Origin of the sequence: Psychrobacter sp. KH172YL61, assembly GCF_007182895.1 — a bacterium.
Lineage (GTDB): Bacteria > Pseudomonadota > Gammaproteobacteria > Pseudomonadales > Moraxellaceae > Psychrobacter > Psychrobacter pacificensis.
Map to the genome: position 1 here is coordinate 601435 of NZ_AP019516.1, position 18209 is coordinate 619643.

An 18209-nucleotide genomic window follows, 5' to 3' on the forward strand; every position below is an offset into this window, starting at 1 on the left:
AAATATTCCTACAAATTCGGATTCAACCACTTCTCAGCCGTCTTTATATCCCAATCTTTCCGCTCGGCATAATCCTCTAACTGATCTCGGCCTATTTTACCGACGTTAAAGTACTCACTCTCAGGATGCGAGTAATAGAAGCCGCTGACCGATGACGCAGGCCACATCGCATAGCTTTCGGTCAAAGTCGTGCCAATTGCCTCGACCGTACCGAGCCAATCAAACAATTTGCCTTTTTCGGTATGCTCAGGACAGGCAGGGTAGCCAGGCGCTGGGCGGATGCCAACGTATTTTTCTTTAATCAGCTCATCGTTGGTTAGAGTCTCATCAGCCTGATAGCCCCAGTAGTCTTTACGGACGCGCTCATGCAAATGCTCGGCAAAGGCTTCGGCTAGGCGATCAGATAGTGCTTGTACCATAATGGCGTTATAATCGTCGCCTGCCGCTTTATACTTTTCAGCGAGATCTTCAGTACCGATGATGGAGACGGTAAAGCCGCCTAGATAGTCAGTGTGCTGCTCTGATGGTGAGATAAAGTCGGCCAAGCTAAAGTTTGGCTTACCGCTGGCTTTATCCGATTGCTGGCGCAGATGCTCAAAGGTATGCGTAGGTTGGCCACCATCTGTAGGCGATTTGTCATAAACGCTAATCGTATCTGCGCCGGTGCGTTTGGCTGGAGCAATTTTAAACACCCCTTTAGCGATGATTAACTTTTCATCAATCATTTTTTGCATCAGGTTTTGCGCATTATCGAACAGATCACGCGCCGCTTCACCAACGACCTCATCTTGCAAGATTTTTGGATACTTACCTGCCAGACCCCACGAGATAAAGAACGGCGTCCAGTCGATATAGGGCAGCATCTTATCGATAGGGTAGTCGTCCAATATCACCTGACCGAGCTGATTCGGTACAGGCGGGGTATAGTTGTCCCAATCGTATTGAAAACCACCCTCAACTGATTCAGCATAAGTCAGCTTCGCCGCTTTTGGTTGACGCTTTGCCAGACGCTCGCGGACTTTGACATACTCTTCGCGGGTCTCATCGATGAGGGCGGTACGGTGCTCTTTGGATAGCAGCTTGGTTACCACGCCGACTGAGCGCGAGGCATCAGAGACATAGATGACCGCATCGTTTTGATACTGCGGTTCGACCTTGACGGCCGTATGCGCTTTAGATGTGGTGGCACCACCGATCATCAGTGGCAGGGTCATGCCGCGCTCTTGCATTTGCTTGGCGACATAGACCATCTCATCGAGACTCGGGGTAATCAGTCCTGATAGGCCGATGATATCGACTTTCTCTCTGATAGCGGTATCGAGAATGGTCTCGCATGGCACCATCACGCCCAGATCGACAATATCGTAGCCGTTACAGCCGAGGACCACGCCGACGATGTTTTTGCCGATATCATGGACGTCGCCTTTGACGGTTGCCATCAGGACTTTACCTTTGACTTCGCCTTCGATTTTTTCCGCTTCGATATACGGGTTGAGCCACGCGACCGATTGTTTCATGACGCGCGCCGACTTGACCACTTGCGGCAAAAACATTTTACCCGAGCCAAATAAATCACCGACGATATTCATACCGTCCATGAGTGGCCCTTCGATAACTTCTAGCGGTTTGGGGTATTTCTCCCACGCTTCTTTTGTATCTTCTTCGATAAAGGTGGTGATACCTTTGACCAGTGCATGGGCAATGCGCTCTTCTACCGTGCCCTCGCGCCAGCTCATATCGACGGTGCTGTCTTTTTCTTGCCGCCATCCTGGTAGTTTTCAGCAACCGTCATCAGACGCTCAGTCGCATCCTGACCAGTTTCGCCTTGATTGCGGTTGAGCATGACGTCCTCAATCGCCTCGCGCGCCTCGACAGGGATGTCGTCATAGACTTCAAGCATCGACGGGTTGACGATACCCATGGTCAGGCCATTTTGATCGCGTGAAATAGGAACACAGAGTTGATCGCTTCACGAATCGGATTACCACGGAAACTAAACGAAACGTTGGACACGCCGCCTGATACCATCGCATTGGGCAGGTTGTCTGTGATCCAGCGCGTGGCATTGATAAAGTCCGCGCCGTAGTTGTTGTGCTCGATGATACCCGTGGCGACCGCAAAGATATTGGGGTCAAAAATAATGTCCTCGCTAGGGAAGCCTACTTCGTTGACCAATACATCGTAGCTGCGTTTAGATATCTCGATTTTGCGCTCGTAGGTATCGGCTTGACCGTCTTCATCGAATGCCATGACGATAATGGCAGCGCCGTAGCGCATGCATAATTTGGCGCGCTCAACGAACTCAGCATGACCTTCTTTTAGCGAGATGGAGTTGACGACAGATTTACCTTGCGTACGTTTGAGGCCTTCTTCGATGATGTCCCATTTGGACGAGTCAATCATGAGGGGCACACGGCTGATATCTGGCTCGCCTGAGACGAGGTTGACGAAGTGAATCATGGCTTGCTTCGAGTCGAGCATGCCTTCGTCCATATTGATATCGACGATCTGCGCACCGCCCTCGACTTGATCACGCGCGACATCGAGCGCCTCGGTATAGGCTTCGGTCTTAATTAGGCGCAAAAACTTCTTGGAGCCTGTGACGTTGGTACGCTCACCGACGTTGACGAACAAGCTATCAGGCGTGATGTTAAACGGCTCAAGCCCTGAGAGGCGGCAGGCAGGCGCAATCTCTGGGATGGCGCGCGGCGGATAGTTCGCCACCATATCTGCAATGTGGCGGATATGCTCAGGGGTGGTACCACAGCAGCCACCAACGATGTTTAAGATTCCCGCTTTGGCAAAGCCTTCGAGTAGGGCGGCGGTCTCTTCAGCGGTTTCGTCATATTCACCAAACTCATTGGGCAGCCCCGCGTTTGGATGCGCAGAGACGTAAGTATCAGCAATGTTCGATAGCGTTTGGATGTGCGGACGCAGCGCATCCGCGCCAAGCGCACAGTTAAAGCCAACGGATAATGGCTTGGCATGGCGGATCGAGTTATAAAACGCCTCTGCCGTTTGACCAGATAGCGTGCGACCTGAGGCATCAGTAATCGTACCCGAAATCATAATAGGCAGCTCAAAGCCAATATCATCAAACACACCCGTGATGGCAAATATCGCTGCCTTGGCATTGAGCGTATCAAAGATTGTCTCAATCAAAAATAAGATCGACGCCGCCTTCTATCAAGCACAAGGTTGCTTCACGGTAGTTTAGGACCAACTCATCAAAGGTAATATTACGAAAGGCAGGATCATTGACATCAGGTGATATCGAGCACGTGCGTGAGGTTGGCCCCACCACACCGGCGACAAAGCGCGGTTTCTCAGGCGTCTTGGCGGTAAATTCATCGGCCGCCTCGCGCGCAATCTTGGCTGCTGTCTTATTGAGCTCAGGCACCAAGTACTGCATGTCATAGTCAGCCATCGATAGCCGCGTACCGTTAAAGCTATTGGTCTCAATAATATCAGCGCCAGCGGCTAGGTGGTCATGATGGATATCGGTAATCATCTGCGGCTGCGTGAGCACGAGCAGATCGTTATTGCCGCGCACATCTTGGTCGATATCGGCAAAACGCTCACCACGATAATCTGACTCTTCTAGTTTATAGGTCTGAATCTGCGTACCCATTGCACCGTCCAACATCAAGATGCGTGAAGCCATCTGCTCAGTGATACGGGCGCGCGCGGTGAGCTGCTGTTCCTTATAAGGAAAGACAGCAGGTGGCGTCAAAATAAAGTCATCAGCGGATGATGCATCAGAAGTAGTATCAGATTGAGAAGAGGTCGGTGAGGTCATCGTTTGAGTCATAGGTGCGCTGCTTATATCGTCAATATTATAAAAGGAAGGAATAACAAACCAATAGAGTACAAAAGTCTTATAAAGGAAAACATCAAATTTGAATTATTTTAGCATGAAAAATATAGCACACATGGATACTGTTCATTCTACTTTTACCATAGACAAGCAGATACCTATTCATTGAACTGCTGAGCATAGCATTAAATTCTGTTTCGTAAAGAATATGTGCACAAATGAATATCATTTCGTTTATGGATTACATAAAGCTTTGCTTATGCAAATGAAAGCCAACGCTTGTGCTTAAAAGTCCAACAGAGTTTACACCGGTACTACAAAAAGTTGCGTAAAGGCAGGTTGATAAAGGTTTTATACATGTTAATTTTATTTAATGACAATCATTCATTTGTTAAGTTTTTCTTATAAATAACTTATGGGCAAAAATTTATTATTGTTCTGTTGGTCTATCTAGATTTTGCTTATCAAGAAATAAGCGTTTGAATAGCACGAGCAACTGATATCAGAAGACAATATAACCTATAAGACAATAAGCGAATACATACTCAATCATTAAGGATAATGTTATGAAACTGACTAAAATTGCGACTATCGGCACGCTAGCTATCTCTATCGCTGGCTTAAGTGCTTGTAACAATATGATGCCAGCAAAAGCGCAGATATGAAGCCGCCAATGCATAGCCAACAAATGGCAAAAATGAACGTGGTACAAGTTGCTCAAAGTAATTCTGATTTTTCAGTCTTAGTAGAAGCGGTACAAGCAGCAGGTCTAACGGGTATGCTGTCTGATCCTAACGCTCACTACACCATATTTGCCCCAACCAATGAGGCGTTTATGCAGGCAATGAAAGAGACTGGCATGACTAAAGCGCAACTGTTTGCTGATAAAGCAATGCTAAGAAAAGTACTAGGTTATCATGTCATCAGTGGCGACATGGCCATGTATGCCAAAGATGTCAAACCTGGTAATGTCATGACCGCAAGCAAAGACACGCTAATGGTGACGAATCAAGGTAAGTTGATGGACGAAAACGGTCGCACTGCCAATATCGTAAAAACAGATATCTCAGCGACCAATGGCGTTGTCCATGTCATCGATAGAGTGCTACTACCTAAATAAGATTCATTAAAAAATAATTATTTTTTATATTATGAAGATTTAGTGAGCAGCCATTATTTGATGAATTTTTCATTAGATAACGGCTGTTTTACTATTTAATTGGCATGATTTAGATATAAATAACGCCTATTTTAATGAGTGAGCATGACCAATAAGCGCGATCCTTCATACATCACAATAACCGATATACAAGTGAACAATGGTATATACGTGATTGATACAGTGCTACTACTTAAGTAAGTATCAATTAAAAATTAAACATTTAGAATTGAAACTATTGATATAGCGAATAATTACTTACAGCAAATTGTCTATAGCTAAAAAATGTCAATTATTGATATACGTATTAGCGTCAGCTATTCATGTAGTAAAGACAGTTATTCGCTAGACAAACCAGACATCCAATTATTAAAAGGAATGACCCATGTTAAAGAAGAATTTATTATCGATCGCAGTAGTAACAGCAGCGATGTCATTAGCAGCATGTAACGATACTGAAACAGTCGCAGACCCAGCTGAGCCTGAGGCTACTACTGAAGAAGTGGTGGTTGAGCCAGTAGCAGAGACCGAAGCCGAGCCAATGGTTGAAGCCGAGCCAATGGCAGATGACATGAATATGGAAGCGACACAAACCATCGCAGAAATCGCTGCAAACAACGACAATCTCACTATTCTGACAGCGGCACTAAAATCAGCGGGTCTTGACACCATGTTGATGGAAGACACCAAATACACTGTATTTGCACCAACTGATGATGCATTTGCCCCTGTATTAGAAAAATTAGGCGTGACCAAAGACGAGCTATTGGCTAATAAAGACTTATTAAAAACCGTATTGCCTTATCATGTTGTTCCAATGGAAGTGAAAGCAGCTGATATCCCTTATGGTACCGATATCGAAACGGCGAACGGCAAAACCATCTCAATCAGCGAAGACAATGTTATTACTGATGCGGCTGGTAACACAGCCAACATCACAGGTACTGATATCATGGCAAGCAACGGCGTGATTCATACAATCGACACAGTATTGATGCCTGAGTAAGATTAATAGTTAGTTAAGTCACTCTGAGACTTAACAAGAGTAAAAGAGCCTAGCTATAATGCTGGGCTTTTTGTGTCTATAAGATGGTGGCGCGTAGCAGCGGTATCTTAAAAATCTGCGTTATTTATTTGTATTAAAAAAGCCCGAGACCATTGCCTCGGGCTTTTAGGAAGACTGAATAAGATTGAGCAGTAGCTACGTTAGCGCATATTATCTATATTACTTACGTAGTGGGTCTACATTCGTTCTTTTTTGGTCTGCTAGATGACGCTCTTCCCAATAAGGTGCGTTTTTGATACCGAATTTTGCCGGATCAAAACTATAGCGTGCCACACCAGCTTTACGTTGTGCTTCGTAGTCTTTAAGCATGGTAAGCGTTGGACGAGCCACGATAAAGATAACAAGGATACCAACAATGTTGAGCCAAGCCATAAGACCAACACCGATATCGCCGATGGCCCAGATATAACCAGCTGAGTTAAGACCACCATAAGCAACCATCGCCATGATCAATACTTTAACGAGGAATAGACCAGTTTTGTTTGCGTTACGACCAAGGAAGCGTGTCAAGTAAGCGACGTTTACTTCAGCGATGTAGTAATACGCTAAGATAGTTGTAAAGGCAAAGAAGAATACAGCAATTGCGATAAACGCGTTACCAAATGTACCGTATACCGATTCCATTGCCATCTGCGTAAACGCAGGCGCATTGATTTCAGTCGTAGCGGCAACGTTCTGAACGATGAACTGACCATCTGGTAGTGTACCTTGGATGTTGTACATGCCAGTAGATAAGATCATGAATGCAGTCGCAGAACAAACCAACAATGTATCAACATATACTGAGAATGCCTGAACAAGACCTTGCTGTGATGGATGCTCAACTTCAGCAGCTGCGGCAGCGTGAGGACCTGTACCCTGACCGGCTTCGTTAGAGTAAATACCACGCTTAACACCCCAACCGATTGCTGCACCAAAACCTGCTTGTGCAGTGAATGCATCGCCAATGATCATGCCAAACACATCTGGAATCAGGCTGAAGTTGCTGAGCATGATGATTAAGGCGAGGACGATGTAACCAAGTGCCATAAATGGAACGGCAAACTCAGTAAAGGTTGCAATACGCTTAATACCACCGAAAATGATGACACCTAAGACGACTAAGATAATGGCCAAGCCAACCAAGCGCATAGAGCCAACTTCTAGGCCTGCAACGTTCATGATTGTACCTTCGCCCATTAACTGTGCGAATGCACTGATAACACCGTTGGCCTGTACGCCAGGTAAGAACATACCGCATGATAAAATAGAAGCGATGGCGAAGAGGATGCCGTACCATTTTTGACCAAGGGCACGCTCAAAGTAATAAGCAGGGCCACCGCGATATTCGCCAGTTACCACATCTTTTCTTTGTAAATCTGTGCAAGGGTAGACTCGACATAGGCAGTAGACGCGCCTAAGAACGCCACGATCCACATCCAAAATACAGCACCTGGACCACCGAAGCCGATAGCAGCAGCTACCCCAGCGATGTTACCCATACCCACACGTCCTGCGAGGGAAACGGCTAGTGCCTGAAATGACGAAATACCATCAGTACTGGACTTACCAGTGAATAGTAGTTTGATCATTTCACCGAATAGACGTACTTGTACGAAGCGCGTCATGATGGAATAGAACAGACCAGCGCCCAAGCACAGATAGATCAGTGCTGGGCTCCAGATAATTCCGTTTACCAAGTTAACTAAACCTTCCATATGTATATTCCTAGTACTGTCTCAAGGTGGCTCTGTATGCTAGGAGTAAATTAACTGGTTAACTTACTTATTTAAGTTAAGCAGTTAAATTATCTGCATCGACTCATATCTATATTAGTTTAAGTCTCATACGTGCTTAGCCACCAAGAATGGACTGTAGTTGTCTGTATTTATCCGCTTGGCTTTATCAGTGACACAGACTATTTTTATAGCGCTTGTCATTGATAGCATTAATATCAGCTGTGTGTTTGATTGTTCTACAGCCTCAACTACTGCGGTGTCCTATCATCACGTTATGAATGAGATGAATTATAAGTCCGCGGATAAAACAGGCGGTTATATAATTAAATACTCTTCATGATAAGGGTATTTAATTTGCTATGAGCCGTCCCGATTGGCTACACTGTTGGTAGGGCGAATTGATGGTATTGGTGGAGTATTCGTAAGTTGAATAATGTCTTCTTTACACATCGATCAACTCGCTAATACGTATCAAGCTATAAGTCCACTACCAAATGTATTCAAACCATACGGCTACGTAACTGCAATTTGCCATATTTTTGTCCTAATTACTAGAAATTTCTTTGTGTATGGACGGATGAGTTTTATTTTTGGACCATCGATTTATGCATCATTAGCCTTGATAAAGAAGCGAATTTATGAACTGGCAATCCATTTAATAAACTTTAGTCTATCTAAAAAGTAATAGCATCACATAAAGGTATAACCAAAAAATGACACCCAGTTATTGCGGTTGTGTTTTGGTAACGGTCAATTGTAAAAGCATCATGATAGCGTCATTATGAGCAGTATATCTTGTAGCTTATAAGACTGAGCAATATGCATGAGTGGTTTTTCATGTTGTGTCTGTAGATATAAAAGCTACAAGCACGTGCCTTTATACAAAATATAGAACGCATATGACCGTTAGATGATTGTGAAGGCATAAACGCAAAAAAATTATTAAAAAACGTGTTACCAGATATTTGTTATTTATCATTATTAGGAGAAACAACGATGACGCGTAAATCTATTATGAAGCCGATGTTGCTAGCAGCACTATTGACGACTTCTACTGTCGGTCTGAGCGGCTGTGGTTATAACAATCTGCAGGCGCAAGACGAGCAAGTAACGGCTTCGTGGTCAGAAGTGGTCAACCAATATCAGCGCCGCAGCGATTTGGTACCAAACTTGGTCAAAGTCGTACAGCAGTATGCTGAACAAGAGCAAGAGGTGTTCACCCAAGTGGCACAAGCGCGCTCGCGTGCGGGCGGCATCACGGTGACGCCTGAAGTGCTCAATGACCCAGAAGCAATGGAGCGTTATGCTGCTGCGCAAGATCAGATGACAGGCGCATTATCACGCCTGATGGCAGTGTCTGAGCGTTACCCTGAGCTAAAATCAGATGCGCTGTTCCAAGATCTGCAAGCGCAGCTAGAAGGCACCGAAAACCGTATTGCGGTCGCTCGTAACCGCTATATCCAAGAAGTGCAAGGCTACAACACCACCGTGCGCCAGTTCCCAACCAATATCACCGCAAAAGTATTTGGCATGGATGCCAAACCAAACTTTACCGTTGCTAATGAAGATGCAATTTCGACAGCGCCAAGTGTTGATTTTGGCGATTCTGCAAAAGCAGAGTAGGAAGTATTAGAATATACAAAAATAGAGCGGTGTATGCCGCTCTATTTATTTAGCTGATGACTATTAGTTAATGTCTATTAATTTATAAAGATGTCATTTGAGGTGGTAGAGATTAGATGAATAATTCAAAAGCAATCTTATCAGCATTACTGTTTACACTGAGCGTCAGCGGTGCATCAGTGCTGCATGCTGCGCCTGGTGACGATGTTGGCACGGCTGTAGCGACAGATAGCCCCTCAAATCTGCAAAATCGTAGTGTTGAAGACTTGGTAGCCATTGCCAAAGCTGGTGAATCCAATGAAGCGATCAATGATGCGGTATTAAATAATGATGCCATCAATGGCGCGGTGCTTGGTAATGACGCTATTAATCAAAGCGCAGCAAATGATGAGGCAACCGCTAGTGCGCAAGCGCCAGCTCAGCCACCAGTAACCTCAAGTGCCCAGAGCGTTGATGCTGACAAACTCATACTGAATGAACCAGTCGTTGATCAAGCCAATATCTTAAATCCGCAAGAAAAACAGCGTCTAGAGGCGCAGCTAAGAAATATTTATCAGCAGGGTTTGGCACAAGCAGCAGTGGTCATCGTACCAACAACCAATGGTTTGCCTATATTTGACTATGCTTTACAGGTTGCAGAAAAATGGCAATTGGGTGACAAAGATATTGACGATGGTCTGCTCATCGTCGTAGCAGTCAATGACCGTGACATGTATATCCCTCACAGGCTATGGGTTAGAGGGTGTATTGCCAGATGCTGCGGTCAATCGTATTATCCGTGAGGACATCACACCATTATTTAAGCAAAACAACTATGGTGCTGGAATACTGGCTGGCGTGGATGCACTTAAGACACGCCTAACGGCTGATCCTGAGGTATTGGCACGTGCTGATGCCCAAGCTGCTGAGCGTAGTGCCGTGCAAGGCTCAGATGAGCTACCATCACCTATTTTCTTATTTATTATGGCGATGATATTTGGCAGTTTTATTACCAACATCTTAGGCCGAGTATTTGGTTCTATTATCACGGCAGGCGGCTTTTTCGCCGGTTCATTAGCGCTTGGCGGCGGCTTTTTTATGACATTGATCATGGCGATATTTATATGGATGTTCTTGATTTCCCGTGGCGGCGGTGGTGGCAAAGGCGGCGGCGGTAAAGGTGGGCGTAGAGGCGGTGGCATGATTTTCTTACCCGGTATGGGTGGGGGTAGTGGTGGCGGCTTTGGCGGTGGTGGTTTCGGTGGCGGCGGCTTTGGTGGTGGTGGCGGCGGTTTTGGTGGTGGCGGTGCTGGTGGCTCGTGGTAACGGTCTACTTCGTAAAAGCTTAGAGTCTTAATAAGAACGTTTGCAACTATCCAAACACCAGTAATCATCAACAATGACGTATTTTAGGAAACAAAATAATGGCAGAAAACCATGCTTCAACTTCTAGCTTTGCTCGATGGTGGCGTCAGGTCTTGTTTGTCCCTTTGCTGCATAGCAAGTGGCTGACGGCAGACGCTCGCGCGCGTCTAACAGATCAAGTGACACGTGCTGAGCGTGGACATCGTGGTGAAGTGTTTTTGATTGTAGAGAATCATTTACCGATTCAAGACGCTTATCATATGGATTGCCGCGAGCGAGCAATTGATCTGTTTAGTGAATATCGAGTTTGGGATACCGAAGAGAACACAGGCGTTCTCATCTATGTCAATATCTGCGAGCATCAGTTAGAGATTGTGGCGGATCGCGGTATCAGCACGCATGTAAGCCCAACCGTCTGGCGTGCTATGTGCGAAAAAAGCAGTATCAGGTATCAGCAACAAGAAGACAGAAGAGAGCTTGGCCCAATTGTTGGATGAAGTGGGACAAGTGCTGCGCCAGTACTATCAGCTTGAGCACAATCCAGCAGGCAATGAGCTGTCTGATACCGTGGTATTTTTAAAATAGTAATACGGCCTCTTGAAGCGCATTATTGATAGAGTCGAAGGTGACTGTTCTCGTCTCTAGGGTTTTGATGCTAAAATATCGCACGCAAAATGTTCGTACCGTTTAAAGACGGTACAAATATATAAATTGTCCACGGCTCGTCTCGATGACACCATTATTGGAATACTATGATTGATTTAATACAGAAACTACCAAAAGCGGAACTTCATTTACATATCGAAGGGTCATTAGAGCCTGAGCTGATGTTTAGACTGGCAAGAAAGAACAACGTAGAGATCCCTTATGACAGCGTAGAAGACGTGCGCGCCGCCTATAACTTTAATAATCTGCAAAGTTTTTTAGATATCTACTATGCTGGCGCAAATGTCTTACTCACCCAAGACGACTTTTATGATTTGACGTGGGAATATATTCTGAAGTGTGTTGAAGACAATGTCATCCACACAGAAATATTCTTCGACCCGCAGACGCATACCGAACGCGGCGTGGCTTTTGAAGCGGTCATCACAGGTATCAAAGATGCGCTTGCCGATGCCAAAGAAAAGTACGGCATCACCTCTTGTATCATCATGTGTTTTTTACGCCATTTATCGCAAGAAGCAGCGTTTGAAACATTAGAGCAAGCAATGGCATTTAAAGATGACATCATCGGTGTTGGTCTGGACTCATCAGAGCTTGGTAACCCACCATCGAAGTTCAAAGACGTATTCAAAAAGGCCAAAGAAGCAGGCTTTAAACTGGTCGCTCATGCAGGCGAAGAAGCGGACTTTTCATATATCTACGAAGCGCTAGACTTACTGAATATCAATCGAATCGATCATGGTGTGCAGTCTATAAAAAGCCCAGAGCTGATGCAGAGACTCAAAGACGAGCAAATGCCACTAACCGTTTGCCCGAACTCAAATATCGAACTGCGAGTTTTTGATAATTACAAAGAGCATAATATCAAAGCGCTTTTAGACTATGGGCTTAATATCAGCGTCAATTCAGACGATCCTGCCTATTTCAAGGGCTATGTGAACCAAAATTTTATCAACTTATATGAGAATCTACCGATAACAGAAGAGGATATTATTACGTTAGTAAAAAACTCATTTAGATCGGCATTTATCAGTGACGAGCTAAAAGAAGCTTACTTAGCGAAAGTGGACGCGGCATTGTAATAAAGGCGGATTACTTTGATCGCGAAGGCTTAACGATTGCTATCAATCGTTAAGCCTTTTTACGATGTGAAAGATAGATTTCTCAATGAAACAGTCGAATTACAATCTACTCTATCTGTTATAACATCAAGGCTATAAATCAGTGATCTCTTGTACGAGTAGCGGCAAGACTACGCCAGCTTTCTCTGCTAATGTGATATCAACAATTGTATCGGGTGTTGGGTCAGGGTTTATCTCGATAACTTGCGCACCATTTTGCTTGGCTAATTGTGAGAGTCCAGCAGCAGGGTAAACCAAGCTTGAGGTACCGATACTGATAAACACATCACAGTTAGCCGCAGCCTCTTCGGCAGTCTGCCACGCTTGTACAGGTAGTGCTTCGCCAAACCATACAATATCTGGTCTGATGTAACCGTCGCAATGCGGACAAGTAATCAGCTTATCATCAAAACGTATCGTATCTTGCTTAATATAGGCGGCTCTTGATTGTTCTGGATAAGGTATCTCACACTGACCACAGCGATCACGCCACAGTTGACCGTGCAAATGAGTCACTGCGCTTCCAGCCTGCTCATGTAGGTCATCGACATTTTGCGTGATGAGTGTCACTGTTTGATCGGAGGTTTGCGCATGATACTGCCACTGAGCCAATGCATGATGGGCTGGATTTGGTACTTTATCTGCGACCATCTGCCTGCGCCACTGATACCACGACCATACAAGCTTTGGATCACGAGTAAAGGCCTCAGGGGTTGCCAAATCCTCGACGCCGTAGTTTTCCCATAACCCTGTTTGCTTATCTCGAAACGTTGGGATGCCGCTTTCTGCAGAAATACCTGCCCCTGTCAAAATGCAAATGCGCTCTTTCGATGCCAACAATGTTGCCGCAAGTTTTACTTCTGCTATTACCGCTGGTGATAATTCTGCTAACATGAGCCAACCTTTGTTAGTAATGGATATTTTTACTTATGATAGACGGAATTTGGTGGCTTGTCATATTAATCGCCATCATCGTAATTTTATGGTTGGTAGCGAAATCGCGCGGGGCAAAAGCAGGCGAAAAGCACGGTAGTGCCAAGTCAAAAAATACAGTACCGAATGATGCCCTGCAAAAACATCCGCATTATTAAAGCAGTATTTTCCTGATTATCAAGTCATGCGTAAAGCCAAGCATTTGCTCATCTGTAAACACAATAAAAAAGTGGCGATGATTACCATCGATAAAACACTGGCAGCCGGTCAGCGCCGTTTGGGCGATATTTCTGTGATCAATTATCACCGCGTGCCCAGCCGCGCCCAGCTTGCTACTCATTTGCAAGAGGCAGAGTAGGCGGTGCTTGTATCAGTGGATAAAGAGCAAGTGGGTATTTTAAGAGAAAGTTTTTTTAGAGCTGGTCATTTAACAAGCTGGCCGTTTAAAAGAAGCGGCTCAATTAAATAGTCACGTGACGAATAACAAGTCAGAGGCTGCGAGTAAATTTAACAACACTTGATAGAGGCTACTAGGTAATGACAAGTAATATTGAAAGACTTGAATTTTTGATATTAAAGGGCTTTAGAGGTTTTAGGTAATGCTGAGGAAGGGTGAAATACGATGATTGGTGCGCCCGGCGGGAATCGAACCCACGACCCTCGGCTTCGGAAACCGATACTCTATCCAACTGAGCTACGAGCGCATATGATAACGATATGTCTGACTGTCACGCTTAGATGCGCATGATAACCAGCATAAGATGCCTAGAAATAAAGACCGCTTAGTCTAACAAATAAAACGCATAAAGCCAATAAATGACAGTCGTGATTGAGGTTTTTTAAGAAAAAACAGCCAAGTCATTAAACAAGCATGGCAATTTACCTGCCTTTTCCCTTATAATGTTGGGGAGAATTCATATTTATAATCACCGATTGCAAGTGCGCTGGCACGCGGGATGGCTGTCTGCTATTGAGGACTTAGAGGTCGTCAAAGGAGGACAGACAGAATGTCCGCGCCGTGCTAGTCCCTTGTATACGTAATAAGAGAACGTGACGAATGAGAAAAGTAGTTATGTTATCGGCAGCTGCCATTCTAGGAATCGCTAGTATCGCGGTGAGCCAAGCTGAAGATATTGTCGACACGCCTGTAACTGTGACTGACGTCGCAGAAGGCCAAGAAGTCGTAGAAGAGGCACCTCAAACGCTAGGTGGTGAGCCCCAAGCTGCTGCAGACACAACAGATGGCGCTGCACCTGCTGATGGTGCCGCTCCAGCAGAAGGTGAAGAGACCGCCGCTGCAGCGCCTGCCGCTGACGAAGAGCCGATTCCGCAAGATACGCCGCAAGTACAAAAGCTGATTGCTTTGTATCCTAATCTGATTGCCCGTATTCAACCTGTTGCAACTGTATGTTTTGAAGACGATGAAGTGTGTGATGTAACAGCACGCTCATCTGGCCCATCTGCTGGTGACGGTCCTCGTGATGGTAAAGCAGTATACAATGCGGTATGCCATACTTGTCACGCCTCTGGTTTGTTAGGTTCACCTATCTTTGGTGATGCTGGCGCTTGGGGACCACGTATCGCGAAAGGTAAAGATACGCTATATACCCATGCTATCAATGGTTTCAATGCGATGCCTGCCAAAGGCGGCGCGGACATTCCTGATGAAGAAGTCCAAAACGCTGTAGACTATATGGTTGCAGAAGCCAGCTAATTTTTGCTAGCGGCTTTGCTGGCTCTTACAACAGTTATCGATAAAGCGCCTATTTCAGTAATGAGATAGGCGCTTTTTTATAATAAGTATTATTAATACGGTACTTCAAATATAAAGCAGTTGAAATTTGCGATTAGCAGCCTCATTTTATGAGATTACACCGTGTCTTCTAGATAGTAGAGCGTGTTGAACATTTTTATATGGCCTCGGTCAGTATGATAATGACAGTCGAATGTTCAACACGGCCTATTATTCTAAAAATCGTGTTTTATACAAATTGATAAAAAATAAGAGGTCTTCATGTCTGATGTACCAGCACTTTCTATCCAAGGCTTATCCAAAACCTATGACAATGGGTTTTCGGCGTTAAAAGGGGTTGATTTAACCGTACCACAAGGTGGGTTCTTTGCACTGCTTGGCCCAAATGGCGCAGGTAAGTCCACCATGATTGGCATTATCAGTTCACTATTTAAGCCAACAACGGGTAGTGTCCATATTTTTGGGACAGATTTATTAGAGAACCCTTCGATTGCCAAACAGTACCTTGGCGTAGTACCGCAAGAATTTAATTTCAATATGTTTGAGAAAGTCGAAGATATCTTGATTACGCAAGCAGGTTACTTTGGTATTCCAGCAAAAGAAGCCAGACCTCGCGCAAAAAGCCTGCTGACAGCACTGGGGCTATGGGACAAGCGTGACAGCAAATCGCGTGATTTATCTGGCGGTATGAAACGCCGTCTGATGATCGCGCGCGCCTTGATTCATAAACCAAAATTACTGATTCTCGATGAGCCCACAGCAGGGTGGATATTGAGCTGCGCCGCTCGATGTGGGAGTTTATGCAGCAGATCAATATCGAAGAAAACACCACGATTATATTGACCACCCATTATCTCGAAGAAGCCGAGCAGTTGTGTAAACGTATTGCGATCTTGGATCACGGTGAGATTCGTATCAATACAGAAATGAAAGATTTATTGGCGCAGTTATCTGTAGAGACGTTTGTCTTTGATTTAGAGACGCCGCTCAATGAGCAATTGGCTCTGACTGGAGTGACAGACATCTCCCAGCCAGATAAGCAGACGCTAGAAGTCACCCTGACAGAAGGCGAGTCATTAAATGGTGTCTTTGATCAGTTATCCGATAAAGGCATCAAAGTCGGCAGTATGCGTAATAAAGCCAACCGTCTAGAAGAGTTGTTTATGCGCTTGGTTGACAAAAATATTGAAAGTGCAAACAGCATGAAGGAGGCGGGATTATGAGTCAGGAACTAATCGATCATAATAAAACGATGTCACTGAGTAAAAAGTGGATTGCGTTTCGTACTATTTGGTTCAAAGAAGTGCGCCGTATTCTGCGTATTTGGCCGCAGACGCTATTACCGCCAGTGATTACGATGAGCTTGTACTTTGTCATTTTTGGTAAGATGATTGGCTCGCGCGTAGGTGAGATGGGCGGCGTGCCCTACATGCAATTCATCGTACCAGGTTTGATCATGATGTCGATCATTACCAACAGTTACTCGAACGTGGTTTCGAGCTTTTTTAGTGCCAAATTCACGTCTAGTATCGAGGAGCTGCTCGTTTCACCCGTCTCCAAGCATGCAATTTTGATGGGTTATGTCAGCGGTGGTATCTTCCGTGGACTGGCCATCGGTGTCATTGTTTCGATTGTCGCGTTATTCTTTACTGACCTTGGTATTGAGCATTTATTTGTCACTGTATTTACGGTACTTGGCACGTCTACCTTGTTTTCATTAGGCGGTTTTATCAATGCGGTGTTTGCGCGATCATTTGATGATATCTCTATCATTCCAAGCTTTGTATTGACGCCGCTGACCTATCTTGGCGGCGTGTTCTATTCGATGGAAAATTTATCACCATTTTGGCAAAACATCTCGCTATTAAATCCTATCGTGTATATGGTCAACTCATTCCGTTACGGTATTCTTGGCTACTCTGATGTCAACGTTTGGTATTCGATGGCAGCGATTTTTGTGTTCTGTGCAATATTTTATACCATTGCTTATCGCTTGCTCAGTAACGGTTCGCGCGTGCGCTTGTGATGGTCAGCGTGTGAAGCGATAGCGATGCCCAAAGCGCTGTCGGTTGAGCAGTTAGGGTTTAACGATTAAATAGTAGGAAAGTAAATGAGTATTCATGGTATTTTAGGAGAACAAACCACCGATTATCCGACTGAGTATAGCCCAGAGACGCTATATCCTATTGCACGTAGTATGGGACGTGATGTGATTGGCTGGCACGCTGACAAATTAACGGTCGGCGTAGATTGGTGGCAGGCATTCGAGATCTCTTGGTTAAATCTACAAGGTATTTCGCAAGTGGCGATGGCGCGGTTTAGTATTCCTGCCAGCTCGCCCTTTATTGTCGAGTCAAAATCGCTCAAGCTATATTTGAACAGTATCAATTTTACTGAGTTCGCCAGTTGGAATGACGTTCAAGCGTTGATCGCTAAAGACCTGTCAGCCTGTTTGCAAGCGGAAGTACAGGTGGAGTTATTTACGCTGAATGATGCAGCAAGCCTGCTGGTTGCCCAGCCAACAGGTATTTGTATTGATGACACATTGGCAGGTAGCACGGGAAAAATCGCGTTAACTGAGCATCCTGATGCATCACTGTTGAGTAATGATGTAACAGAAGCGAGCAGTGAACGTGTGGCAAATAACAGCAATCAGCCTTATGTTTTTTATTCTAATCTGCTGCGTAGTAATTGCCCTGTGACCAATCAGCCAGATTGGGGCACACTAGCCGTGTCGATAACGACTGACAAGACTTTTAACAACGCAAATATGCTACGTTATATATTAAGTTTTCGTCAGCATAACGGCTTTCATGAGCAGTGTGTTGAGCAGATATTTGCAGATTTGAGCGAGCATTATCAGCCAAGTGAGTTGATGGTACGCGCATGGTACACGCGCCGCGGCGGTATCGATATCAATCCTTGCCGTGTTAGCGATATGGCACTATTGCCTGCGCCGAGTCGCCTGATTCGCCAATAATTTATAAGTCGTACAAAAAAGCGCCTATC

The 18209-nt window shown here is 45.0% G+C and carries 11 protein-coding genes, 1 tRNA gene and 4 pseudogenes; 12 read left to right on the plus strand and 4 right to left on the minus strand.

What is annotated here, in order from left to right:
- Positions 1-8 precede the first annotated feature (8 nt).
- A pseudogene (metH, locus tag PKHYL_RS03050) lies at positions 9-3664 on the minus strand (methionine synthase).
- A gap of 814 nt (positions 3665-4478) precedes the next feature.
- Here metH and PKHYL_RS03055 point away from each other — a divergent pair.
- Both PKHYL_RS03055 and PKHYL_RS03060 read left to right on the plus strand, forming a co-directional pair.
- The gene (locus PKHYL_RS03055) at positions 4479-4937 is read left to right on the plus strand and encodes a fasciclin domain-containing protein (RefSeq protein WP_240365946.1); all 459 of its coding nucleotides are present in this window, start codon (positions 4479-4481) and stop codon (positions 4935-4937) included.
- Between the two features lie 424 nt (positions 4938-5361).
- Complete coding sequence (locus tag PKHYL_RS03060; protein ID WP_093069503.1) at positions 5362-5982, plus strand: fasciclin domain-containing protein; 621 nt, start codon at positions 5362-5364, stop codon at positions 5980-5982.
- 219 nt (positions 5983-6201) lie between these two features.
- On the opposite strand, the pseudogene PKHYL_RS03065 reads toward PKHYL_RS03060, so the two are convergent.
- Positions 6202-7739, minus strand: a pseudogene (locus PKHYL_RS03065) (alanine/glycine:cation symporter family protein).
- A 1017-nt stretch (positions 7740-8756) separates the two neighbouring features.
- Here PKHYL_RS03065 and PKHYL_RS03070 point away from each other — a divergent pair.
- The 4 genes and pseudogenes from PKHYL_RS03070 to PKHYL_RS03085 all read left to right on the plus strand — a co-directional run bounded on the left by PKHYL_RS03070 (position 8757) and on the right by PKHYL_RS03085 (position 12475).
- Positions 8757-9383, plus strand: a complete 627-nt coding sequence (locus PKHYL_RS03070) for a LemA family protein (protein ID WP_071002235.1) — start codon at positions 8757-8759, stop codon at positions 9381-9383.
- A gap of 116 nt (positions 9384-9499) precedes the next feature.
- Positions 9500-10688 (plus strand): annotated as a pseudogene (locus PKHYL_RS17080) (TPM domain-containing protein).
- Between the two features lie 98 nt (positions 10689-10786).
- Positions 10787-11224: a TPM domain-containing protein gene (locus PKHYL_RS03080; protein WP_240365947.1), complete on the plus strand. Its 438-nt coding sequence runs from the start codon at positions 10787-10789 to the stop codon at positions 11222-11224.
- A gap of 255 nt (positions 11225-11479) precedes the next feature.
- Positions 11480-12475, plus strand: a complete 996-nt coding sequence (locus PKHYL_RS03085) for an adenosine deaminase (protein ID WP_071002232.1) — start codon at positions 11480-11482, stop codon at positions 12473-12475.
- A 132-nt stretch (positions 12476-12607) separates the two neighbouring features.
- Here the strand turns inward: PKHYL_RS03085 and PKHYL_RS03090 are convergent, their stop codons facing one another.
- On the minus strand, positions 12608-13408 hold the full coding sequence (locus tag PKHYL_RS03090) for an NAD-dependent deacylase (RefSeq protein ID WP_186475053.1): 801 nt from the start codon (positions 13406-13408) through the stop codon (positions 12608-12610).
- A gap of 35 nt (positions 13409-13443) precedes the next feature.
- On the opposite strand from PKHYL_RS03090, the gene PKHYL_RS03095 reads away from it, so the two are divergent.
- Together PKHYL_RS03095 and PKHYL_RS03100 are read left to right on the plus strand one after the other, a co-directional pair.
- Entirely contained in the window at positions 13444-13605 is a 162-nt protein-coding gene (locus PKHYL_RS03095; protein ID WP_240365948.1) for a hypothetical protein, read from the plus strand.
- Between the two features lie 26 nt (positions 13606-13631).
- A complete protein-coding gene (locus PKHYL_RS03100) occupies positions 13632-13805 on the plus strand; it encodes a hypothetical protein (RefSeq protein ID WP_240365949.1) in 174 nt (57 codons plus the stop codon).
- A gap of 269 nt (positions 13806-14074) precedes the next feature.
- Here PKHYL_RS03100 and PKHYL_RS03105 read toward each other — a convergent pair.
- Positions 14075-14151, minus strand: a tRNA-Arg gene (locus PKHYL_RS03105).
- Positions 14152-14519: 368 nt separating this feature from the next.
- Here PKHYL_RS03105 and PKHYL_RS03110 point away from each other — a divergent pair.
- The 4 genes and pseudogenes from PKHYL_RS03110 to queF all read left to right on the plus strand — a co-directional run bounded on the left by PKHYL_RS03110 (position 14520) and on the right by queF (position 18180).
- Positions 14520-15161 carry a c-type cytochrome gene (locus PKHYL_RS03110; protein WP_240365950.1) on the plus strand — a complete coding sequence of 214 codons (642 nt, stop codon included), beginning with the start codon at positions 14520-14522 and terminating at the stop codon, positions 15159-15161.
- Positions 15162-15461: 300 nt separating this feature from the next.
- Positions 15462-16423, plus strand: a pseudogene (locus PKHYL_RS03115) (ABC transporter ATP-binding protein).
- 29 nt (positions 16424-16452) lie between these two features.
- Positions 16453-17226 (plus strand): ABC transporter permease, encoded by a 774-nt coding sequence (locus PKHYL_RS03120; RefSeq protein ID WP_071003675.1) that lies wholly within the window; start codon positions 16453-16455, stop codon positions 17224-17226.
- 84 nt (positions 17227-17310) lie between these two features.
- Positions 17311-18180 carry an NADPH-dependent 7-cyano-7-deazaguanine reductase QueF gene (gene queF, locus PKHYL_RS03125; RefSeq protein WP_071002227.1) on the plus strand — a complete coding sequence of 290 codons (870 nt, stop codon included), beginning with the start codon at positions 17311-17313 and terminating at the stop codon, positions 18178-18180.
- Positions 18181-18209: the final 29 nt, after the last annotated feature.